The organism is Cedecea davisae (assembly GCF_044095835.1).
In the GTDB taxonomy this organism is placed as follows: Bacteria; Pseudomonadota; Gammaproteobacteria; order Enterobacterales; family Enterobacteriaceae; genus Cedecea; species Cedecea davisae.
Genome location: NZ_CP172054.1, coordinates 3,477,268 through 3,497,866 on the forward strand (window position 1 = coordinate 3,477,268; position 20,599 = coordinate 3,497,866).

21 protein-coding genes are annotated in these 20,599 nt (G+C 55.0%); 13 read left to right on the forward strand and 8 right to left on the reverse strand.

Translation table 11 applies throughout. From position 1 onward, the window contains the following. Window positions 1–38 precede the first annotated feature (38 nt). From bioA to ACG1VR_RS16605, 3 genes are all read left to right on the forward strand, one after another. Window positions 39–1,325: an adenosylmethionine--8-amino-7-oxononanoate transaminase gene (bioA, locus tag ACG1VR_RS16595; RefSeq protein ID WP_395489364.1), complete on the forward strand. Its 1,287-nt coding sequence runs from the start codon at window positions 39–41 to the stop codon at window positions 1,323–1,325. Window positions 1,326–1,488: 163 nt separating this feature from the next. Next, window positions 1,489–1,728: a hypothetical protein gene (locus ACG1VR_RS16600; protein WP_016535442.1), complete on the forward strand. Its 240-nt coding sequence runs from the start codon at window positions 1,489–1,491 to the stop codon at window positions 1,726–1,728. A 145-nt stretch (window positions 1,729–1,873) separates the two neighbouring features. Then, window positions 1,874–3,169 carry a putative acyl-CoA thioester hydrolase gene (locus ACG1VR_RS16605; RefSeq protein ID WP_039898009.1) on the forward strand — a complete coding sequence of 432 codons (1,296 nt, stop codon included), beginning with the start codon at window positions 1,874–1,876 and terminating at the stop codon, window positions 3,167–3,169. Between the two features lie 56 nt (window positions 3,170–3,225). Here the strand turns inward: ACG1VR_RS16605 and pgl are convergent, their stop codons facing one another. After that, window positions 3,226–4,224, reverse strand: coding sequence for a 6-phosphogluconolactonase (gene pgl / locus ACG1VR_RS16610; RefSeq protein ID WP_395489365.1), 999 nt, complete (start codon window positions 4,222–4,224; stop codon window positions 3,226–3,228). A 132-nt stretch (window positions 4,225–4,356) separates the two neighbouring features. Here pgl and ACG1VR_RS16615 point away from each other — a divergent pair, with 132 nt between their 5' ends. Then, a complete protein-coding gene (locus tag ACG1VR_RS16615; RefSeq protein ID WP_395489366.1) occupies window positions 4,357–5,187 on the forward strand; it encodes a pyridoxal phosphatase in 831 nt (276 codons plus the stop codon). Here ACG1VR_RS16615 and modC read toward each other — a convergent pair whose 3' ends face one another. The 4 genes from modC to ACG1VR_RS16635 form a co-directional block, all read right to left on the reverse strand. Further along, on the reverse strand, window positions 5,188–6,246 hold the full coding sequence (gene modC, locus ACG1VR_RS16620) for a molybdenum ABC transporter ATP-binding protein ModC (protein WP_395491121.1): 1,059 nt from the start codon (window positions 6,244–6,246) through the stop codon (window positions 5,188–5,190). Next, window positions 6,246–6,938: a molybdate ABC transporter permease subunit gene (gene modB, locus ACG1VR_RS16625; RefSeq protein WP_172568036.1), complete on the reverse strand. Its 693-nt coding sequence runs from the start codon at window positions 6,936–6,938 to the stop codon at window positions 6,246–6,248. Before modB ends, modC begins: the two co-directional genes overlap by 1 nt. Continuing rightward, window positions 6,935–7,711 (reverse strand): molybdate ABC transporter substrate-binding protein, encoded by a 777-nt coding sequence (gene modA, locus ACG1VR_RS16630; RefSeq protein WP_395489367.1) that lies wholly within the window; start codon window positions 7,709–7,711, stop codon window positions 6,935–6,937. The genes modB and modA overlap by 4 nt, the downstream gene beginning before the upstream one ends. Window positions 7,712–7,859: 148 nt before the next feature. Beyond that, window positions 7,860–8,012 carry an AcrZ family multidrug efflux pump-associated protein gene (locus ACG1VR_RS16635; RefSeq protein WP_016535435.1) on the reverse strand — a complete coding sequence of 51 codons (153 nt, stop codon included), beginning with the start codon at window positions 8,010–8,012 and terminating at the stop codon, window positions 7,860–7,862. A gap of 128 nt (window positions 8,013–8,140) precedes the next feature. Between ACG1VR_RS16635 and modE the strand changes: the two genes are divergently transcribed. From modE to gpmA, 7 genes are all read left to right on the forward strand, one after another. Further along, window positions 8,141–8,932, forward strand: coding sequence for a molybdenum-dependent transcriptional regulator (gene modE, locus ACG1VR_RS16640; protein ID WP_016535434.1), 792 nt, complete (start codon window positions 8,141–8,143; stop codon window positions 8,930–8,932). Window positions 8,933–9,009: 77 nt separating this feature from the next. Then, the gene (gene modF / locus ACG1VR_RS16645; RefSeq protein ID WP_395489368.1) at window positions 9,010–10,488 is read left to right on the forward strand and encodes a molybdate ABC transporter ATP-binding protein ModF; all 1,479 of its coding nucleotides are present in this window, start codon (window positions 9,010–9,012) and stop codon (window positions 10,486–10,488) included. A 226-nt stretch (window positions 10,489–10,714) separates the two neighbouring features. Beyond that, window positions 10,715–11,731 carry a UDP-glucose 4-epimerase GalE gene (gene galE / locus ACG1VR_RS16650; protein ID WP_039898008.1) on the forward strand — a complete coding sequence of 339 codons (1,017 nt, stop codon included), beginning with the start codon at window positions 10,715–10,717 and terminating at the stop codon, window positions 11,729–11,731. Between the two features lie 9 nt (window positions 11,732–11,740). Next, window positions 11,741–12,787: a galactose-1-phosphate uridylyltransferase gene (gene galT, locus ACG1VR_RS16655; RefSeq protein ID WP_016535430.1), complete on the forward strand. Its 1,047-nt coding sequence runs from the start codon at window positions 11,741–11,743 to the stop codon at window positions 12,785–12,787. A gap of 2 nt (window positions 12,788–12,789) precedes the next feature. Continuing rightward, on the forward strand, window positions 12,790–13,938 hold the full coding sequence (gene galK / locus ACG1VR_RS16660; RefSeq protein ID WP_395489369.1) for a galactokinase: 1,149 nt from the start codon (window positions 12,790–12,792) through the stop codon (window positions 13,936–13,938). Next, a complete protein-coding gene (galM, locus tag ACG1VR_RS16665) occupies window positions 13,932–14,972 on the forward strand; it encodes a galactose-1-epimerase (RefSeq protein ID WP_395489370.1) in 1,041 nt (346 codons plus the stop codon). Before galK ends, galM begins: the two co-directional genes overlap by 7 nt. Window positions 14,973–15,181: 209 nt before the next feature. Further along, entirely contained in the window at window positions 15,182–15,934 is a 753-nt protein-coding gene (gpmA, locus tag ACG1VR_RS16670; RefSeq protein ID WP_172568043.1) for a 2,3-diphosphoglycerate-dependent phosphoglycerate mutase, read from the forward strand. 64 nt (window positions 15,935–15,998) lie between these two features. Here gpmA and aroG read toward each other — a convergent pair whose 3' ends face one another. Further along, window positions 15,999–17,051 carry a 3-deoxy-7-phosphoheptulonate synthase AroG gene (aroG, locus tag ACG1VR_RS16675; RefSeq protein WP_016535426.1) on the reverse strand — a complete coding sequence of 351 codons (1,053 nt, stop codon included), beginning with the start codon at window positions 17,049–17,051 and terminating at the stop codon, window positions 15,999–16,001. Between the two features lie 318 nt (window positions 17,052–17,369). On the opposite strand from aroG, the gene ACG1VR_RS16680 reads away from it, so the two are divergent. Next, the gene (locus ACG1VR_RS16680; RefSeq protein ID WP_039899151.1) at window positions 17,370–17,702 is read left to right on the forward strand and encodes a YbgS-like family protein; all 333 of its coding nucleotides are present in this window, start codon (window positions 17,370–17,372) and stop codon (window positions 17,700–17,702) included. Between the two features lie 108 nt (window positions 17,703–17,810). Beyond that, entirely contained in the window at window positions 17,811–18,746 is a 936-nt protein-coding gene (zitB, locus tag ACG1VR_RS16685; RefSeq protein WP_395489371.1) for a CDF family zinc transporter ZitB, read from the forward strand. Here zitB and pnuC read toward each other — a convergent pair whose 3' ends face one another. Continuing rightward, entirely contained in the window at window positions 18,747–19,463 is a 717-nt protein-coding gene (gene pnuC, locus ACG1VR_RS16690; RefSeq protein WP_395489372.1) for a nicotinamide riboside transporter PnuC, read from the reverse strand. 23 nt (window positions 19,464–19,486) lie between these two features. Then, entirely contained in the window at window positions 19,487–20,551 is a 1,065-nt protein-coding gene (gene nadA / locus ACG1VR_RS16695; RefSeq protein ID WP_395489373.1) for a quinolinate synthase NadA, read from the reverse strand. Window positions 20,552–20,599 lie beyond the last annotated feature (48 nt).

Below are 20,599 nucleotides of genomic sequence, written 5' to 3' on the forward strand. Positions count from 1 at the left end.
AAACCTAAATCTTTTTTAAATGGTTTACAAGTCACCCTATGACCCCTGCTGATTTAGCGTTCGACCAACATCATATCTGGCATCCTTACACTTCAATGAGCCAGCCGCTGCCGGTTTATCCGGTAGTTGCCGCCGCCGGATGCGAGCTACAACTTGCCGATGGCCGCAGGCTTGTGGACGGTATGTCCTCCTGGTGGGCCACGATTCACGGCTATAACCACCCGCGCCTGAACCAGGCGATGAAACAGCAAATCGACAGCATGTCGCATGTGATGTTTGGCGGGATTACTCATCCCCCGGCTGTAGAGCTGTGCCGCAAACTCGTTGCCATGACGCCCGCCCCGCTGGAATGTGTATTTCTGGCGGACTCAGGTTCCGTAGCGGTTGAAGTGGCGATGAAAATGGCGCTGCAATACTGGCACGCTAAAGGCGAACCGCGTCAGCGCTTCCTCACCTTCCGCAACGGCTACCACGGCGACACCTTTGGCGCGATGTCGGTGTGCGATCCTGAAAACTCGATGCATAGCCTGTGGCAGGGTTATCTGCCGGAGAATATTTTTGCTCCCGCTCCGCAGTGCGGTTTTGAGGATGACTGGGATGAAATGGATATCGTGCCTTTTGCACGACTGATGGCCGCTCATCGACACGAAATTGCCGCCGTTATCCTGGAGCCAGTGGTTCAGGGTGCGGGAGGAATGCGTTTCTACCATCCGGAATGGCTACGCCGCATCCGACGCATGTGCGACCGCGAGGGCATATTGCTGATAGCCGATGAGATAGCGACCGGCTTCGGGCGTACCGGGAAGCTGTTCGCCTGTGAACACGCGGGAATTGCGCCGGATATTCTTTGCCTGGGCAAAGCCCTGACCGGCGGGACCATGACTCTTTCAGCCACTCTGGCCACGCGCAACGTTGCGGAGACCATCAGCAACGGCGAAGCCGGATGCTTTATGCATGGCCCCACATTTATGGGCAACCCGCTCGCCTGTGCGGTGGCAAGCGAAAGCCTCGCGCTGCTGGAAAGCGGCGACTGGCAACACCAGGTTGAGTCCATCGAAACCAGGCTACGCGAAGGTTTGCTGCCGCTGGCATCAGGTGAGCAAGTTGCGGATGTGCGGGTACTCGGCGCAATAGGCGTTGTAGAAACCCACCGCCCGGTCAACATGGCGGCGTTGCAGCGCTTCTTCGTTGAACACGGCGTGTGGATACGTCCATTTGGCCGCCTGATTTACCTGATGCCGCCTTATGTTATTGAGCCGGAACAGCTTGATAAGCTTATTGATGCGGTTTCGCTGGCCGTAGAAAATCCTGACTTCTTTATCTGAATCCTGCCTTACCCGGCTGGCAGAGCTTGCCAGCCCTCTCTTGCTGTTTCGCTAATCTGTTTCTGAAATTAATTTGTACAAATAAATCCAGTTAAGTCATTAATTAAATGCCGCTTCGCTGCCGATTAACTTTGCACCAGTTTCACATCACAGAGAGACAGAAATGAAGAGAACAGTTGTACTCGGCTTCTGCCTGCTGGCGGGCAGCGCTTTTGCAGATACCGGTTCACCGCAGCTTAAGGCGGAGTCGCAGTCGGTTATTCGCCAGGCGGGTTTTCAGTGCGATACCGTCAACAGCGTCTATCCTGCGGCTTTCGGCGGGTCGCTCACGGTCTCCTGCGACAGTGACCATAAATACATTATTCGTAAGAAAAACGGCCAGTTCAGCGTAGAAAAAGAATAACAAAAAACTTTTTCCCGCCTCCTTACCCGTAATCCCTCCTTTTCTGAAGCCGATTTGAACAATCGGCTTCCCGTTTCGCTCAACTTAGTATAAAAAAGCAGGCTTTGAGATAACCCTCTATTCCATCGTACAGCAAGGAGCAACCTTGAACACATTATCGGTTTCTCGTCGCGTCGCGGCGCTGGCTTTTGCCGTGGCCCTGAGCGCATGTAGCTCAACCCCACCGCAGGACAAACCGTCTACTCAGGTGGCGCCGGGAACCCAGTCCCGCCCGATCCTGGCGGCTGACGAAGCACAGAACTTTGTTGCGGCGCGCTATTTTACTTCTATGAATCCAAATGAAGCGCCGTGGACTCCCTCTTCCATTCGCACCCCGCAGCAGCCTGATTTCGTGGTTGGCCCTGCCGGTACGGCTGGCGTTACCCATACGTCTATTCAGGCCGCGGTGGATGCCGCCATCATTAAGCACAGCAGCTCCCGCGTTTATATCGCGATTATGCCGGGTGAATATGAAGGAACCGTGTACATCCCAGCTGCTTCCGGCAGCGTGACGCTGTACGGCACTACCGGCAACGCGGACGATGTTAAAATCGGCCTGACGCTGGACTCCGAAATTGACCCAACAACCTGGCGTCGTACCGTTAACCCGGCGGGTAAATACATGCCGGGCAAGCCAGCCTGGTATATGTTTGACAGCTGCCAGACTCGCCGTAGCGCAACGGTTGGTGTGATGTGCTCTGCCGCCGTCTGGTCGCAGAACAACGGCCTGCAATTGCAGAACCTGACTATCCAGAATACCCTCGGCGACAGCGCTGATGCCGGTAATCACCAGGCAGTTGCGCTGCGCAGCGACGGCGATAAAGTCCAGTTGAACAATGTTCACCTGCTGGGCCGCCAGAATACCTTCTTCGTCACCAACAGCGACGTGCAGAACCGTATGCTGCCTAATCGCCAGACTCGCACTCTGGTGACTAACAGCTATATCGAAGGGGATGTGGATGTGGTTGCCGGTCGCGGCGCGGTAGTGTTCGACAACACCGATTTCCGCCTGGTAAACAGCCGCACTAAAGAAGGTTACGTGTTTGCTCCGGCAACGCTGCCTAACCTTTATTACGGCTTCCTGGCCGTAAACAGCCGCTTCACCGCGGCCGGTGACGCGCAGTTAGGCCGTTCATGGGATCTGGGCAGCACTGAAAACGGTTATACCGCAGGCCAGTCCGCTAACGGCCAGGTTGTTATTCGCGACAGCGTTATCAATGAAGGCTTCAATACGGCAAAACCATGGGGTGATGCGCTGGCCTCTAAGCGTCCTTTCGCCGGTAACATCGGCACAAAAGGCGATAAAGACAGCATTAAGCGTGACCTGAATGACCCAAGCTTTAACCGCATGTGGGAGTTCAACAACCGTGGCCTGGGTAGCCCGGTAGTCGCCGAGAAGTAACCCGCTCTGTTAAAACAAAAAACCTCGCCGCGGCGAGGTTTTTTTATGCATGAAAATCAGTGCGCGTTAACCACAACCCACATTGGGCCCTGGCCGACGGCATAGCGCCCTTTCTCTTCCAGCAGGCCCTGTTCGCCGTTAATTTTATACACGGCAGCGTGGTGCGATTTTTGCCCCACGGCAATCAGGTATTTACCGCTGTGGTCAACGTTGAAACCGCGTGGCTGGGTTTCGGTTGGCTGGTAGCCTTCGATGCTCAGCACGCTGCCGTCTTCGGAAACGCTAAATACGGTGATGATGCTGGCGGTACGGTCGCAGGCATACAGGTGGCGGCCATCCGGAGTGATATGAATATCCGCAGCCCAGCGGGTGTCAGAGAAACCTGGCGGCATAATGTCCAGCGTCTGGACGCATTCAATTTTGCCGTGCGGGTCGCGCAGTTCCCAAACATCCACGCTGCTATTCAGCTCGTTTACGCAGTATGCGTATTGCTGATTTGGATGGAACACGATATGGCGAGGGCCAGCGCCTTCAACGGTATTCACTTCGGCCGGGTTTTGAGCGACCAGCTTACCGTCGTCAGACAATGTGAACAGGCAAATGCGATCCTGTTTCAGAGCCGGAGTCCAGAGCGTGCGGTTGTCCGGGGAAATATTAGCCGAGTGGCAACCTTCAAGCCCTTCAACCACGTCAACCGTTTCACCCGGCAGGCCGTCGTTTTCAAGGCTGATAACCGCGACGTTTGCCGCATTGTAAGAGGCGCTGAACAGGAAGCGGCCTTTACGATCGGTGGAAATATGGGTCGGGCTACCCGGCAGCGTAGCAACGCCCGCCTCGGTCAGGGAGCCATCGTCCGGCGTAATGCGGTAGGCGATGACGCGGAACTCAGGGCGCACGCCTACATAAAGAAAACGCTTGTCCGGGCTGATAACCATCGGCTGAACCTGGCCCGGGGCATCCACAACCTGTACCAGGGTCATTTCACCGCTGGCATGCAGCGTCCAGACGTGGATCTGCTGGCTTTCCGGGCTGGCGGTATAGACTGTCTGTTTCATGAGTTCACTCTCCTCCCTACTCGTAAGTAATAGTCACAAGGTTGGCCCCACCCGGCCGGAGAGCAATTTTGCGCTGCGACGCTGGCGGTGTACCATCGGTACAAACCTTATGAATAATGACTGGAACCCTAAATGAGTTATCGCGTAATCGCTCTCGATCTCGACGGCACCCTGCTGACCCCGCAAAAAACCATTCTTCCGGAGTCTCTTACGGCCCTTCACCGCGCCCGTGAGGCGGGAGTGAAAGTGGTTATCGTGACGGGTCGCCATCATGTCGCCATCCATCCTTTTTATCAGGCACTGGCGTTAGATACACCTGCAATTTGCTGCAATGGCACTTATTTGTATGATTATCATGCAAAAAAGGTTCTGGCGTCGGATTCATTACGCGCCGAACAGGCCACGCAGCTGATTGACTTGCTTGACGCCCACCGGGTGCATGGCCTGATGTACGTCGACGACGCAATGCTTTATCTCGACAGTTCCGATCACGTTAAAGCCCACGTTACGCGAACCCAAAACTGGGCGCAGTCTTTACCGGAAGCCCAGCGCCCGGTGTTCCGCAGCGTGGCCTCTCTGAAGCAGGCCGCTCAGGAAGTTGATTCCATCTGGAAATTTGCCCTGACCGATGCGGACATTCCAAAGCTCAGGCAGTTTACCCGGGCGGTTGAAAGCGAGCTGAACCTGGCCTGCGAGTGGTCGTGGCACGATCAGGTGGATGTCGCCCAGCGCGGAAACAGCAAAGGTGCGCGCCTGGCGCAGTGGGTAAAATCTCAGGATATCCCGATGAACGAGGTCATTGCCTTTGGCGATAACTACAATGACCTGAGCATGCTGGAAAGCGTGGGCATGGGCGTGGCGATGGGCAATGCCGACGAAGCGATTAAGGCTCGAGCCGACATGACCATCGGCACGAATCTGGAAACAGGAATTTCCGAAACGCTCTATAAATACGTGCTTTAATCAGGCGGTAATTGACACGCTTTTCACCTGCGCATACAGCCACTGGCCGGGCTTAACCGCCAGCTCATCCCTCGCCCAGGGGCTGATGCACGCCCACAGGGTGCGGGAACCGACTTCCAGCTGAACTTCAACCTGGCCGTCATCGTCAAAACATTGGGCCACTTTCGCCCGCAGCACGTTACGAATGCTGCTATTAACCGGCGGTTGTAGCGCCAGCGACACGTCTGAAGCCTGAATGCGGATGCGCAGCGGCGCCTGCAATGGCTTATCGAGCTTGTTGACCCACAGATGCTGGTCGCCCAGCGCCAGCGCCGTCATGGCGTAATGCGGATGGTGCTCCAGAACCGTCACTTTCAGCACGCTGCTTTGCTGCTCTTTGGGGAGCCACGGATGCATCACGCTGCTGCCCCAGACCTCTTCGAGATTGCCAAAGGCTTTGACCTTCCCGCCATCCAGCACCAGCACCTTATCGGCCAGATGTAAAATCTCTTCCAGCGAGTGGCTGACGTACAGCATGGGAATATTGATTTCGCTCGCCAGCCTTTGCAGATACGGCAACAGCTCACGCTTACGCGGGATATCGAGCGACGCCAGAGGCTCGTCCAGCAACAGTAGTTCCGGCGCGGTTAACAGCGCCCGGCCAATAGCAACGCGCTGTTTCTCACCGCCGGACAGGCTCCAGGGAAAGCGATCCAGTAAAGATTCAATGCCGAGCAGCGCCACCAGCTTATCGAACTGGCCAGCCATGCTTTTTGCCATACCGTACTTCAGGTTGCCGCGCACCCGATAATGCGGAAACAGCCGTGCGTCCTGAAACACATAGCCCACGCGGCGTTTCTCCGGCGGCAGGTAAAACTGTTTTCCGGCATCCGTAAGCACACGCTCGTTGAGGACAATGCGACCCTCCTCAGGCCGGGTAAGGCCGCTAATCGCATTGATAAGCGACGTTTTCCCCGCGCCGGACACGCCAAACACGGCGGTAATGCCCTGGCCGGGCAGGGTTTCATTTATTTCGAGCCGGTGAGTCCCCAGCGTCTGGGAGAAGTTAAGCTCCAGCATCAGTTCGCCCCCATACGTTTGCGGCTTACCCTCGCCAGCCATTCGGCCACCAGCAGGGAAGCCATCGCCAGCGCAATCGCTATAAGGCACAGGCGCGCGGCTGCGGTTTCACCGCCCGGCGTCTGAATAAGGGTATACATTGCAGAAGGCAGAGTGCGGGTTTCGCCAGGAATATTGGACACAAAGGTAATGGTTGCCCCGAACTCACCCAACGAGCGGGCAAATGCCAGCACCGTACCGGCGATAATGCCGGGCAGCGTCAGGGGGAGCGTTATAGTACAGAACACCCGCCAGCGCCCTGCTCCGAGGGTTCTGGCCGCCTGCTCAAGACGCATATCTACGCCCTCAAGCGCCAGACGGATGGCGCGCACCATTAGCGGGAAAGACATCACCGCAGCGGCAAGCACAGCGCCGCGCCAGCTAAAGGCGAAGGTAATGCCGAACCAGTCATACAGCCAGGAGCCGATAAAACCGCGGCGGCCGAAGGCCACCAGCAGGAGATAGCCCACCACCACCGGCGGCAGAACCAGGGGGAGATGAATCAGGCTATCGAGCAAGGCTTTGCCCGGGAAGCGGCAACGCACCAGCACCCAGGCAAAGAAGATCCCGACAGGTAGACTAAACAGCACCGCGATAGATGAAACTTTCAGGCTTAACAGTACCGCCTGCCATTCGGGATCGCTCAATATCATTGTAGGGTCGTGAATCCGTATTTTTGGAAGACTTTAGCCGCTTCCGCTCCTTTCAGATAACTGTAGAACGCGGTAACGGTTGGGTTATCGTGGCCTTTAACAATCGCAATCGGGTATTCCACTTTCTGATGAGAGCCTTCCGGGAAGGTGCCCACCACTTTCACACCTTTGCCAGCGACGGCGTCGGAACCGTAAACAATACCCAGCGGCGCTTCGTCTCGTTCAACCAGCGCCAGCGCGCCGCGAACGTCTTCTGCCGGAGCAAGTTTAGCGGACAACGTGTCCCACGCGCCCAATTTTTGCAGCGCTTCCTTCGCATAAATACCGGCAGGTACGTGCTCAGGATCACCCACCGCCAGACGGCCGCCTTTCAGCAACGTAGCCCAGTCGGTTTTTGCATCAATGGTAATATCGCCCTGCTTGCTGGCTTTTGGCGCGACAACCACCAGGCTATTGCCGAGCAGCGTTTCACGAGTATCGGCTTTAATGGTGTCTTTGCTTACCGCGTAATCCATCCATTTCTGATCGGCTGAAATAAACAGATCCGCAGGCGCGCCCGCTTCAATCTGGCGAGCAAGAGTAGAAGAAGAGGCAAAAGAGGAGGCAATTTCGACTTTCTTCTCTTTTTGATACTGAGCCGCAATATCCTGCATGGCATTGGTTAATGAAGCCGCTGCAAAGACGGTAATTTTGCCGCTGTCTGCCAGGGCCTGGCCTGCCAGGCTAACCGATAAAGCCGCGCCAAGTGCGAGGCGAATCCAGGGTTTATTCATGACTTAACTCCGTTTGTTTCGTTATGTAGGCTGAAATATAACGATTGCTAAGCGGAAGATACAGAATTTATCGGCAGAAGTGGCGGGGGCTTTAAAGTTCTTGATGGGGATCAAAAGAAAGCCCGGCATTTGCCGGGCGTTCGGGGAATCAGTGATGCTGTTTCGAAGGTTGGTCGCGATGACCGACTTTTGAGAAGACGTTAAACACTTCACCCAATCCATAGATGAGACCGAGGATCACCGCCATGACAACCGGCACCATGACCACGGCAAACACCAGGCTTTTCAATAACTCGAACATAACTGCCTCCGGCAAAAGCGAGAATGAATATTCTAGCGGTAGTTGAGAAAAACGCACTCTCCTTTTGTGCCATTTGCCCGGATAGCCACAATAGAGGAAAATGAAGGTTTTCCCGACCCGGAGAGGTTATGCAAGCTGAAATCTTATTAACGCTGAAGCTGCAGCAGCGGCTGTTCGCCGACCCGCGGCGCATCGCGCTGCTCAAGCAAATTCGCCACACCGGCTCTATCAGCCAGGGGGCGAAACTTGCCGGCATCAGCTACAAGAGCGCCTGGGATGCCATTAATGAGATGAATCAGCTGGCCGAGCAGAGCCTTGTAGACCGGGCTACGGGCGGTAAAGGTGGCGGCGGCGCGGTGCTGACTCGCTACGGTGAACGCCTGATCCAGCTTTACGAGTTGCTGGCGCAAATTCAGCAAAAAGCCTTTGACGTATTGCAGGACGACGCCCTGCCGCTGGACAGCCTGCTTGCCGCTATTTCCCGCTTTTCGCTGCAAACCAGCGCCCGTAACCAGCTATTTGGCACCGTTTTAAAACGCGATGATGAGCAGGTGCAGCAGCATATCGACATCTTGCTGGCAGACGGTGAAACCCGTTTAAAAGCGGCTATTACTCGCCAGAGCGCCGAACGTCTGGGCCTTGATGAAGGCAAAGAAGTGCTGGTGCTGATTAAAGCGCCGTGGATTGATATCGCCACCAGCCGCAGTGAAGCAGGCAGCGCGGATAACCAGCTTGCGGGCAAAATCAGCAGCGTTGAGCAGGGTAAAGATCACAGCGAAGTGCTGGTGGAATTAGCCGACGGCCAGACGCTGTGCGCCACGCTTCCCAACCTGCGCGTTGAGCAGCAGGCGCTGGTAGAAGGTGCTGAGGTAACAGCATTTTTCAATGCGGATAGGGTTATCGTCGCCACACTCTGCTAAAAGCGACGGGTCGATTGACATCGAAGCCGACAAACCGTATTTCTGTAGCTTCATCGCTGCAAAATATGGGATAAAACATGTCTTCGTTGCATATTTCGCAAGGTACGTTTCACCTTAGCGACATAAAAACTCTCACCCTCAACGATCTTACCCTGCGCGCCGGAGAAAGCTGGGCGTTTGTGGGCGCCAACGGCAGCGGCAAGTCCGCTCTGGCCCGCGCGTTGGCCGGTTCGCTTACGCTACAAAAAGGCGAGCGACATTGCGATTTTACACGCATCGCCCACCTCTCTTTTGAGCAATTGCAAAAGCTGGTCAGCGACGAATGGCAGCGCAACAATACCGATTTACTCAGCGCCGATGAGGACGACACCGGCCGCACCACGGCGGAAATCATCCAGGACGAAGTCGCGGATGAAGGGCGCTGCCGGGAGCTTGCAGCCTTATTTGGCATTGAGCATTTACTCTCCCGCCGCTTCAAATATTTATCCACCGGTGAAACGCGCAAGACATTGCTCTGCCAGGCGCTGATGGCGCAGCCTGACCTGCTGATCCTCGATGAGCCATTCGACGGGCTGGACGTAAAGTCTCGCCAGCAGTTGGCTGAGTTATTAGCCGGGCTAAGCGCACAGGGTTATACCCTGGTGCTGGTGCTCAACCGCTTTGATGAGATCCCGGAATTTGTGCAGTATGCTGGCGTGCTGGCCGACTGCACCTTGACGGAAAGCGGAGAAAAACAGGCTCTGCTGGAGCAGACGCTTATTGCTCAACTGGCCCACAGCGAGAAGCTGGCGGGCGTTGCGCTACCCGAAGCGGACGACCCGAGCGCCCGCTACGCTTTACCTGAAAACGAACCGCGCATCGTACTGAAAGACGGCGTGGTTGAGTATAACGACCGCCCTATCCTGCATCATCTCAGTTGGACAGTTAACCCCGGGGAACACTGGCAGATCGTCGGGCCTAACGGCGCAGGGAAATCAACATTGCTGAGCCTGGTAACCGGCGATCATCCGCAGGGTTACAGCAATAACCTGACGCTGTTTGGCCGTCGTCGCGGCAGCGGAGAAACCATCTGGGATATCAAAAAACATATCGGTTACGTCAGCAGCAGCCTGCATCTGGATTATCGCGTCAGCACCACGGTGCGTAACGTTATCCTTTCCGGCTACTTTGACTCAATCGGTATCTATCAGGCGGTGTCGGACAGACAGCAGAAGCTCACTCGCGAATGGCTGAACATGCTGGGTATGAACAATGCCACTGCCGATGCCCCTTTCCACAGCCTATCGTGGGGACAGCAGCGCCTGGCGCTGATTGCCAGAGCGCTGGTAAAACACCCGACCCTGTTGATTCTGGATGAACCGCTTCAGGGGCTGGACCCGCTTAACCGCCAGCTGGTACGCCGTTTTGTCGATATTTTGATTGGCGAGGGCGAGACGCAGCTGCTGTTTGTCTCCCACCACGCCGAAGATGCCCCAGAGTGTATTACCCGGCGCTTAACTTTTGTCCCCGACGGTGACGGATACGGTTATCAAATCGAAGACGTTGTTCCTGCATAATCCCTGAAGGCGCTACGGCGCCTTTTATTCCTCAACTGCGGCGCGTAGACTTTCGGAATTGCCGCATCCTTTCCTTTAATGGCATTTGTTTTACAATGCGTTATGGCAATGCTGATTGAATCGAAATCCATTGTGTAAACGATACCACTAATTTAGCACATATCACATTTTTGACCGCTCTGTTATGCTATGGTTATCCCAACCCATAGGCTATATGGAGCGAAAAATGAGAGTTCTGGTTACAGGTGGTAGCGGTTACATTGGCAGTCATACCTGCGTGCAGCTGCTGCAAAACGGGCACGATGTGGTGATCCTCGACAACTTGTGTAACAGCAAGCGCAGCGTGCTGCCGGAGATCGAACGTCTGGGCGGTAAACACCCGCTGTTTATCGACGGTGACATCCGCGACGAAGCGCTGCTGGCCGAAATCTTCCACGATCATAAAATCGATGCGGTCATCCACTTTGCCGGGCTAAAAGCCGTAGGCGAGTCCGTCAACAAGCCGCTGGAGTACTACGACAACAACGTGACCGGCACATTGAAGCTCATCTCCGCGATGCGCGCCGCCAACGTTACCAACTTCATCTTTAGCTCCTCCGCCACCGTTTACGGCGACCAGCCCAAAATCCCATATGTAGAAAGCTTCCCTACCGGCAAACCTGCCAGCCCTTACGGCCAAAGCAAACTGATGGTCGAACAGATCCTGACCGACCTGCAAAAGGCTCAGCCGGACTGGAGCGTTGCTCTGCTGCGCTACTTTAACCCGGTAGGCGCTCATCCATCGGGCGATATGGGTGAAGATCCGCAGGGCATTCCAAACAACCTGATGCCTTACATTGCCCAGGTTGCCGTTGGCCGCCGCGATTCTCTGGCTATCTTTGGTAACGATTACCCAACCGAAGACGGTACCGGCGTGCGCGACTACATCCACGTTATGGATCTTGCCGACGGCCACGTTGCCGCTATGCAGGCGCTGGAAGGCAAGCCCGGGGTGCATATTTACAATCTCGGCGCTGGCGTTGGCAGCAGCGTGCTCGACGTGGTTAACGCTTTCAGCAAGGCCTGCGGTAAGCCGGTGAACTACCACTTCGCCCCACGCCGCGACGGCGACCTGCCCGCCTACTGGGCCGATGCCACCAAAGCCGATAAAGAACTCAACTGGCGTGTCAGCCGTTCGCTGCAGGAAATGGCAGACGATACCTGGCGCTGGCAGTCACGCCACCCCCAAGGTTATGAAGACTAAGGACATGTGATGGAGCAGTTTAATCCGGTCGATCATCCGCATCGCCGCTATAACCCGCTAACGGGTCAATGGATTCTGGTTTCTCCGCATCGCGCGAAGCGCCCCTGGCAGGGTGCACAGGAAACGCCCTCGCAGGATAAGCTGCCGGTTCACGATCCGGACTGCTTTCTCTGCCCGGGCAATACCCGCGTCACCGGAGATAAGAACCCGAATTACACCGGTACTTTCGTTTTCACTAACGATTTTGCCGCGTTAATGACGGACACGCCGGACGCCCCCGCAAGCCAGGATCCTCTGATGCGTTGCGAAAGCGCGCGCGGAACCAGCCGGGTTATCTGCTTCTCCCCCGATCACAGTAAAACGCTGCCGGAGCTAACGCTTACCGCGCTTGCAGAGGTAGTAAAAACCTGGCAACAGCAAACAGCCGAACTGGGCAAAAGCTACCCGTGGGTGCAGGTATTTGAAAATAAAGGCGCGGCTATGGGCTGCTCTAACCCTCACCCTCACGGCCAGGTTTGGGCAAACAGCTTTTTACCTAACGAAGTGGCCCGTGAAGACAATTTACAGCGTGAATATTTTGCCCACCAGGGCAAGCCCATGCTGCTGGATTACGTCCAGCGCGAGCTGGCTGACGGAAGCCGCACCGTTGTAGAAACAGAACACTGGTTAGCCGTGGTTCCTTACTGGGCAGCGTGGCCGTTCGAAACGCTGCTGCTGCCAAAAGCCCATGTAATACGCATCACGGATTTAAGCCCGGAGCAAAGCGCCGACCTGGCGCTGGCGCTGAAAAAGCTCACCAGCCGCTACGACAATCTGTTCCAGTGCTCATTCCCCTACTCCATGGGCTGGCACGGCGCGCCGTTTAACGGAGCTGATAATCAACACTGGCAGCTGCATGCCCATTTCTATCCGCCGCTGCTGCGTAGCGCCACGGTCCGCAAATTTATGGTCGGCTATGAAATGCTGGCAGAAACACAAAGAGATTTAACCGCAGAGCAAGCCGCAGAACGCTTGCGCGCAGTCAGTGACGTACATTTCCGCCAATCGGGAGTTTAATTATGAGTCTGAAAGAAAAAACCCAACATCTGTTTGCTGAACAATTTGGCTACCCGGCTACCCACACTATTCAGGCTCCGGGCCGCGTAAATCTGATTGGCGAACACACCGACTACAACGACGGCTTTGTTCTACCGTGCGCCATTGATTACCAGACGGTAATTAGCTGCGCTAAACGCGACGACCGCACCGTGCGCGTGATTGCCGCCGACTACGACAACCAGCAGGATAGCTTCTCGCTTGATGCCCCTATCCTCGCGCATGAGTCTCAGCAATGGGCAAATTACGTGCGCGGCGTGGTCAAGCACCTGCAAAAACGCGACAAGAATTTTTCCGGCGTCGATATGGTCATCAGCGGCGACGTGCCACAGGGTGCTGGCCTCAGCTCTTCCGCCTCGCTTGAAGTTGCGGTTGGCAAGGTCTTGCAACAGCTTTATCACCTGCCGCTCGACGGCGCTCAGCTGGCGCTCAACGGCCAGGAAGCGGAAAACCAGTTCGTTGGCTGCAACTGCGGCATCATGGATCAATTGATTTCCGCGCTCGGCAAAAAAGACCACGCCCTGCTTATCGACTGCCGCACGTTGGGTACGAAAGCCGTTTCCATGCCGAAGGGCGTGGCGGTCGTTATCATCAACAGTAACTTTAAACGCACCCTGGTCGGCAGCGAGTACAACACCCGCCGCGAGCAGTGTGAGACAGGCGCTCGTTTCTTTAGCCAGAAGGCGCTGCGTGACGTTGAGTTAGCAAAATTCAACGAAGTTGCCCACCAGCTTGACCCGGTAGTTGCCCGGCGTGTACGTCACGTTCTGACCGAAAACATTCGTACCGTTGAGGCGGCAGATGCGCTGGCAAAAGGCGATTTACTCCGTATGGGACAGTTGATGGAAGAGTCACACGCTTCAATGCGCGATGACTTCGAAATCACCGTTCCGCAGATTGATACTCTGGTAGATATCGTGAAAGCGACCATCAGTGACAAAGGCGGCGTACGCATGACCGGCGGCGGCTTCGGCGGCTGCATCGTGGCGCTGGTGCCTGAAGATCTCGTCCCGGCGGTAAAACAGGCCGTGGCGGAACAATATGAGAGCAAGACCGGCATTAAAGAGACGTTTTACGTTTGCAAAGCCTCCGAAGGAGCAGGCCAATGCTAAAACAGACGCCGACTCCTGCCCCGGACGGCCAACCTTTTCGCCTCACCACCCTGCGCAACGGCGCGGGGATGGTGGTCACGCTGATGGACTGGGGCGCAACGCTGCTCTCCTGCCGCGTGCCGATGAAAGATGGCAGCGTGCGTGAAACGCTGCTTGGCTGCGCTTCACCCGAGCAATATTTGCAGCAAAATGCCTATCTGGGAGCGACCATAGGCCGTTACGCGAACCGCATCGCCGGAGGCAAGTTAAAATTTAAAGAGACGACTCTCCAGTTGCAAACCAACCAGGGCGATAACCAGCTGCACGGCGGCCCCGAAGGGTTCGATAAAAGACGCTGGCGCATCGTGGCTCAAAATGAACACGAAGTTATCTATGCGCTCGACTCAAACGACGGGGATCAAGGCTTCCCGGGCGAGCTTAAAACGACGGCACGTTATGCGCTGACGGAAGATAACCGCATCAGCATTGAGCTGCGGGCAAGCGTCGATAAACCCTGCCCGGTGAACCTGACTAACCATGCCTATTTCAACCTCGACGGCAGCCAGGGTGATATCCGTCAGCATCGGCTACAGCTGCTGGCGGACAGCTACCTGCCGGTTGACGCTAACGGTCTTCCTCAGGTTGGCCTTAAAGACGTTGCCGGCACCAGCTTCGACTTCCGCGAGCCAAAGCTTATCGGGCAGGATTTCCTGAGCGATGCCGATCAGCAGGCGGTTAAAGGCTACGATCATGCATTCTTATTGCAGGCAAAAGGCGACATCAGCCAGCCGGTAGCCAGGGTCTGGTCAAGGGACAATAAGCTGGAAATGAAGGTTTATACCACCGCGCCTGCTCTGCAATTCTACAGCGGTAACTATCTCGCAGGCACGCCCGCACGCGAGCAAGGGAGCTATAGCGACTGGAACGGCCTGGCGCTGGAAAGCGGGTTCCTTGCCGATAGCCCAAACCACCCGGAATGGCCGCAGCCTGACTGCTGGCTCCGGCCGGGTGAGGCTTATCTCAGCGTCACGGAGTACCTGTTCCTCGCCCGGTAATCCCTATTGCCCTTTTCATAAAGGGCAATTTCTCACCAAATCGCTGGCTTTAGCGCCAAATCGCGCCAAAAATATAACAACCTTTTACAACCACCTTACACTCCACGCGCTTTTTCGCTATGTTAAACGTTTATCATTGCCGTGCCTGATGACACGGCAATATAATGATAATTGTTATCATTAATCCCAGGCTCATTAAGGAGTAAATTATGGCAGTTACTAAGCTGGTTCTGGTGCGCCACGGCGAAAGTCAGTGGAACAACGAAAACCGCTTCACCGGTTGGTATGATGTTGACTTGTCTGATAAAGGTCGTACTGAAGCCAAGGCTGCGGGTCAGTTGCTGAAGGAAGAAGGCTTCGCTTTTGACTTCGCTTACACTTCAGTGCTGAAACGTGCCATCCACACTCTCTGGAACATCCTCGATGAACTGGACCAGGCCTGGCTCCCGGTTGAGAAATCCTGGAAACTGAACGAGCGTCACTACGGTGCCCTGCAGGGTCTGAACAAAGCTGAAACCGCTGAAAAATACGGTGACGAGCAGGTTAAACAGTGGCGTCGCGGCTTCGCGATTACTCCGCCTGAACTGTCTAAAGACGACGAGCGTTTCCCGGGCCACGATCCACGTTACGCAAGCCTGAGCGACAAAGAGCTGCCAACTACCGAAAGCCTGGCGCTGACCATCGATCGCGTAACCCCGTTCTGGAACGAATCTATTCTGCCACGCATGAAATCCGGCGAGCGCGTAATCGTTGCTGCTCACGGTAACTCCCTGCGTGCGCTGGTGAAATATCTGGATAACCTGAGCGAAGACGAGATCCTCGAGCTGAACATCCCAACCGGCGTGCCGCTGGTGTACGAGTTCGACGAAAACTTCAAGCCGCTGAAACGTTACTACCTGGGCAACGCTGACGAAATCGCAGCCAAAGCCGCCGCGGTAGCAAACCAGGGTAAAGCGAAGTAATTCGCAACCGATCAAAAAAGGCGTGGTAGAAACCACGCCTTTTTTATTGGCTATAAGTCAGGGTTCAACCGCGACGTGCTTTCACCGCCGCAGCCAGCTGACGCAGAGCAACTTCGGTATCTTCCCAGCCGATGCAGGCGTCGGTCACGCTCTTGCCGTAGACCAGCGGCTCACCGCTCTCAAGATTCTGGTTACCTTCCACCAGATGGCTTTCAATCATTACGCCGATAATCGCCTTCTCGCCGCCCGCAACCTGAGCGCAGACATCTTCAGAAACTTCCATCTGCTTCTTGAACTGCTTGCTGCTATTGGCGTGGCTGAAATCGATCATTACCTGCGCTTCAAGGCCAGCTTTAGCCAGACCGGCTTTCACTTCTTCAACATGTTTTGCGCTGTAGTTAGGCTCTTTGCCGCCGCGCAGAATAATGTGGCAGTCGCCGTTACCGCTGGTGTTCACAATCGCAGAGTGACCCCATTTGGTCACAGAGAGGAAGCAGTGCGGCGCACCCGCAGCATTGATGGCGTCAATAGCGACTTTAATCGTGCCATCGGTGCCGTTTTTGAAGCCAACCGGGCAGGAAAGACCGGAGGCCAGCTCGCGGTGTACCTGAGACTCAGTGGTACGAGCGCCGATTGCGCCCCAGCTCATCAGGTCGGCCAGATACTGCGGGGTTATCATATCAAGAAACTCACCCGCCGCAGGCAGGCCGGAGTCGTTGATATCGAGCAGCAGCTTGCGCGCAATACGCAAGCCATCGTTAATCTGGTAGCTGCTATCCATGTGGGGATCGTTAATCAGCCCCTTCCAGCCTACGGTAGTGCGCGGTTTTTCAAAATAAACCCGCATCACCACTTCCAGTTCACCCTGGAGTTCTTCACGCAGCGCAAGCAGGCGCGTGCCATACTCTTTCGCCGCTTTAACATCGTGAATTGAACAAGGCCCAATCACCACCAGCAGGCGATCGTCGCTGCCTTTGAGGATTTTATGGATTGCCTTACGTGCCTGAGAGACAGTATGGGCGGCTTTTTCGGTGGCGGGGAATTTTTCCAGCAGCGCTACAGGGGGAAGAAGCTCGTTTATCTCTTTGATTCTTAAGTCATCGTTCTGATAATTCATGATAGTTCCGGGGTCATCCTGATATTTTTCTTCGTTGCAATCCTTTCAATCTAACTCGCATAACCACAAGTGTAAACGGGCTTTTACACTTCTCACAGATTAATCCTGAAAACGGGTAAAAAACAGCTTAAACATGGTGAAAACCCGCTGAAGCACTACACTTTCCAACTGTTAACGCTGAAAAATGTTAAATTTTCAATATTGAACACTAACGTGAAGATTGGCGGCTGGACAATCCACTGCTGAAGCGAGATTTTTCAGCATTTGCCATTGCACTGTTGGAAGAAGTTATCCAGCAATAACGACCAGAACAGGAGCATCGTAATGAAAAAATTAACCACACTTCTACTGACAGCAACCCTTGCGCTGGGTAGCGGGGCGGCATTTGCAGCTGACTCCACTTCCGGGGCCAATAATGGCCAGGCAAACGCCTCCGCAGAAGCAGGCCAGGTTGCTCCGGATGCGCAGCAAAATGTGGCACCAAACGGCGTGAAAAACAGCCACATCAACAGCTCTCATCACGAGATGAGCAAAAGCGAAGTGCATAAAAACTCTATGTGCAAAGATGGACGCTGCCCGGATACCAACAAAAAAGTTGAAACCGGCAGCGGGAATGACGTCAATACCAAAGTTGATGGCACGTCTCAGTAATCCTTCCTCCCGATAAAAAGAGGGTCGTAATGACTCTCTTTTTATCAATCGGTTGATGCCAGGATGTGCTTATAATTAACTCACTGTTGCTCAATATTGTGAGAAATCATGGTGCATTCACATCAGCACGCTCCTTCCGATAATAATGCTAAACGCCTGCTGCTGGCTTTTTTAGTCACGGCGGTGTTTATGATTGCCGAAGTCATTGGAGGCCTGCTTTCCGGTTCCCTGGCCCTGCTGGCCGATGCGGGGCATATGCTCACCGATGCGGCGGCGCTGCTGTTTGCGCTGCTGGCCGTTCATTTTGCCCGCCGCGCGCCGAACGCGCGCCATACCTTTGGCTGGCTGAGGCTCACCACGCTTGCCGCATTTGTGAATGCTATCGCTCTGGTGTTGATTACCATTTTAATTGTCTGGGAAGCGATTCAGCGCTTCTCTGACCCTCAGCCAATCGCCGGCTGGGCAATGCTGATTATTGCCGTAGCGGGGTTGCTGGCAAACCTGTTCTCTTTTTGGATATTGCACCGGGGAAGTGACGAAAAGAACCTCAACGTGCGGGCAGCAGCGTTGCATGTTCTGGGCGATCTTCTCGGGTCGGTCGGCGCTATCGTTGCCGCAGTCGTCATCCTCTGGACGGGCTGGACACCTATCGACCCGATTCTCTCGGTGCTGGTTTCATGCCTTGTGTTACGTAGCGCCTGGAGCCTGCTGAAGGAGAGCGTGAACGAACTGCTGGAAGGTGCGCCGGTCAGCATCGACATTGCCGCCCTGAAGCGAAATCTTTCCCGCTCAATACCGGAGGTGAGAAATGTGCATCACGTTCATATTTGGCTGGTGGGCGAAAAGCCGCTAATGACCCTGCACGTACAGGTTATCCCGCCTCACGACCACGACGCTTTGCTGGAGAGCATTCACCATTTTCTGGCGCACGAATATCAAATTGAGCACGCTACGGTGCAAATGGAGTATCAGCCCTGCCACGGGCCGAATTGCGATTTAAATGAGCACGACCATTCGACCGGTCATGCTCATCATCACCACTGATTAAGAAAGCGCGCGCGAGCCATACTGCCGCGCGCTTTTGATCCACATGCGGCTGCCGTTTAACGCGATAAATGTCAGAATTAAATATTCCAGCGACATCGCGTACACGCCCTGGAGCGCAAAGATAACCACGCTGATAATGTTGATGACCGTCCACAGCAGCCAGTTTTCAACGTATTTGCGCGTCATCAGGATCATCGCCACAATCGACAACACCATCATGCTGGAATCCCAGAACGGGTAAGCATCCGGCTGCAACTCAGGCTGGCTGACGTTAAGCCCGATACTTTGCATCGCCGTGACGGCTATTTTGGTCAGGAAAGCAAACACAGGATCGATAAATATCGTCATCAGCCCGATAGCCGCGACGATTATCACCAGCCACGCAATCGCCTTAGGCAGCGGCAGCCAGCGAATCTGCAACAGCGCCTGGTTGTTGCTGCTTTGCCGCGACCAGGCGTACCAGCCGTAGAGATTGGCGACGAAAAAGAACAGCTGCAACAGCAGGCTGGCGTAAAGCTGGATCTGGAAAAAAATGATGGCAAACAGCGTGACGTTAATTAACCCGAAGGCGTAGTTAGCAATCTTTTCAAGGCTGGCAAGCCAGATACACAGCAAACCGGCCAGCGTACCCACGGCTTCAATCCATGATAAGTCATACCCGCCCGCCCCGATGGGGATGTGTACCAGAATGTTCTGCGTGCTTAAAAAATCCATGTATTCCCCAGAGCGTAATCTATTTACGCGTTGCCTTTTACCGTACGACGCAGTTCTGCCGCAAAGTCGAGCATGCGATTCAGCGGCACCAGAGCGCCTTCACGAAGCGCGGCATCAACTTCTATCGTGTGAGCGGCTCCGCCCTGCTCCAACCCCTCTGCAATCGCTTTAAGCCCGTTCATGGCCATCCACGGGCAATGAGCACAGCTGCGGCAGGTTGCGCCTTCCCCCGCCGTCGGCGCTGCCAGTAATTCTTTATCCGGGCACGCCTGCTGCATTTTATAAAAAATTCCGCGATCCGTCGCCACAATAAGCTGCTGATGCGGCAGCGTTTTAGCCGCATTGATAAGCTGGCTTGTCGAACCTACCGCATCGGCCATATCGACCACCGCCTGCGGAGATTCAGGGTGTACCAACACCGCGGCATCGGGGTATAGCGCCTTCATGCGCGCCAGCGCCTGGGTTTTAAATTCATCATGGACGATGCAGGCACCTTGCCAGCACAGCACGTCTGCTCCGGTCTGTTTCTGAACGTAGTTCCCCAGATGGCGGTCCGGTGCCCAGATAATTTTCTCGCCCAGGCTGTCGAGATGCTCAATTAATTCAACGGCAATGCTGGAGGTAACCACCCAATCAGCCCGCGCTTTTACCGCCGCGGAGGTATTAGCATAGACTACGACTGTTCTGTCAGGATGCTTGTCGCAAAACTCGTTAAACGCATCGATGGGGCAGCCAAGATCCAGCGAGCATTCAGCATGAAGCGTGGGCATCAATATGGTTTTTTCCGGGCTCAGGATTTTTGCCGTTTCGCCCATAAAACGAACCCCGGCGACCAGCAAAGTCGATGCCGGATGGTTAGCGCCGAAGCGAGCCATTTCCAGCGAGTCAGAGATGCAGCCCCCGGTCTCTTCCGCCAGCGCCTGAATTTCCGGGTCGGTGTAGTAGTGCGCCACCATTACCGCATCACGCTCTTTAAGCAGGCGCTTGATTTTTTCACGATAAAATTGCTTTTCGTCCACGCTTAGCGGAACCGGTTTTGGAGGGAACGGATAAATCGCGGTTTCCGGGTCAAACATTACGCTCATCATGCCTTCTCGTTTTACTGACTTAACCAAACTGGCCTTAAAGGCGTAATT

Coding starts and splice junctions, on each gene's coding strand:
- bioA (WP_395489364.1), top strand. CDS start 39: ATGACCCCTGCTGATTTAGCGTTCGACCAACATCATATCTGGCATCCT.
- ACG1VR_RS16600 (WP_016535442.1), top strand. CDS start 1,489: ATGAAGAGAACAGTTGTACTCGGCTTCTGCCTGCTGGCGGGCAGCGCT.
- pgl (WP_395489365.1), bottom strand. CDS start 4,224: ATGAAACAGACAGTCTATACCGCCAGCCCGGAAAGCCAGCAGATCCAC.
- ACG1VR_RS16615 (WP_395489366.1), top strand. CDS start 4,357: ATGAGTTATCGCGTAATCGCTCTCGATCTCGACGGCACCCTGCTGACC.
- modC (WP_395491121.1), bottom strand. CDS start 6,246: ATGCTGGAGCTTAACTTCTCCCAGACGCTGGGGACTCACCGGCTCGAA.
- modB (WP_172568036.1), bottom strand. CDS start 6,938: ATGATATTGAGCGATCCCGAATGGCAGGCGGTACTGTTAAGCCTGAAA.
- modA (WP_395489367.1), bottom strand. CDS start 7,711: ATGAATAAACCCTGGATTCGCCTCGCACTTGGCGCGGCTTTATCGGTT.
- ACG1VR_RS16635 (WP_016535435.1), bottom strand. CDS start 8,012: ATGTTCGAGTTATTGAAAAGCCTGGTGTTTGCCGTGGTCATGGTGCCG.
- modE (WP_016535434.1), top strand. CDS start 8,141: ATGCAAGCTGAAATCTTATTAACGCTGAAGCTGCAGCAGCGGCTGTTC.
- modF (WP_395489368.1), top strand. CDS start 9,010: ATGTCTTCGTTGCATATTTCGCAAGGTACGTTTCACCTTAGCGACATA.
- galE (WP_039898008.1), top strand. CDS start 10,715: ATGAGAGTTCTGGTTACAGGTGGTAGCGGTTACATTGGCAGTCATACC.
- galT (WP_016535430.1), top strand. CDS start 11,741: ATGGAGCAGTTTAATCCGGTCGATCATCCGCATCGCCGCTATAACCCG.
- galK (WP_395489369.1), top strand. CDS start 12,790: ATGAGTCTGAAAGAAAAAACCCAACATCTGTTTGCTGAACAATTTGGC.
- galM (WP_395489370.1), top strand. CDS start 13,932: ATGCTAAAACAGACGCCGACTCCTGCCCCGGACGGCCAACCTTTTCGC.
- gpmA (WP_172568043.1), top strand. CDS start 15,182: ATGGCAGTTACTAAGCTGGTTCTGGTGCGCCACGGCGAAAGTCAGTGG.
- aroG (WP_016535426.1), bottom strand. CDS start 17,051: ATGAATTATCAGAACGATGACTTAAGAATCAAAGAGATAAACGAGCTT.
- zitB (WP_395489371.1), top strand. CDS start 17,811: ATGGTGCATTCACATCAGCACGCTCCTTCCGATAATAATGCTAAACGC.
- pnuC (WP_395489372.1), bottom strand. CDS start 19,463: ATGGATTTTTTAAGCACGCAGAACATTCTGGTACACATCCCCATCGGG.
- nadA (WP_395489373.1), bottom strand. CDS start 20,551: ATGATGAGCGTAATGTTTGACCCGGAAACCGCGATTTATCCGTTCCCT.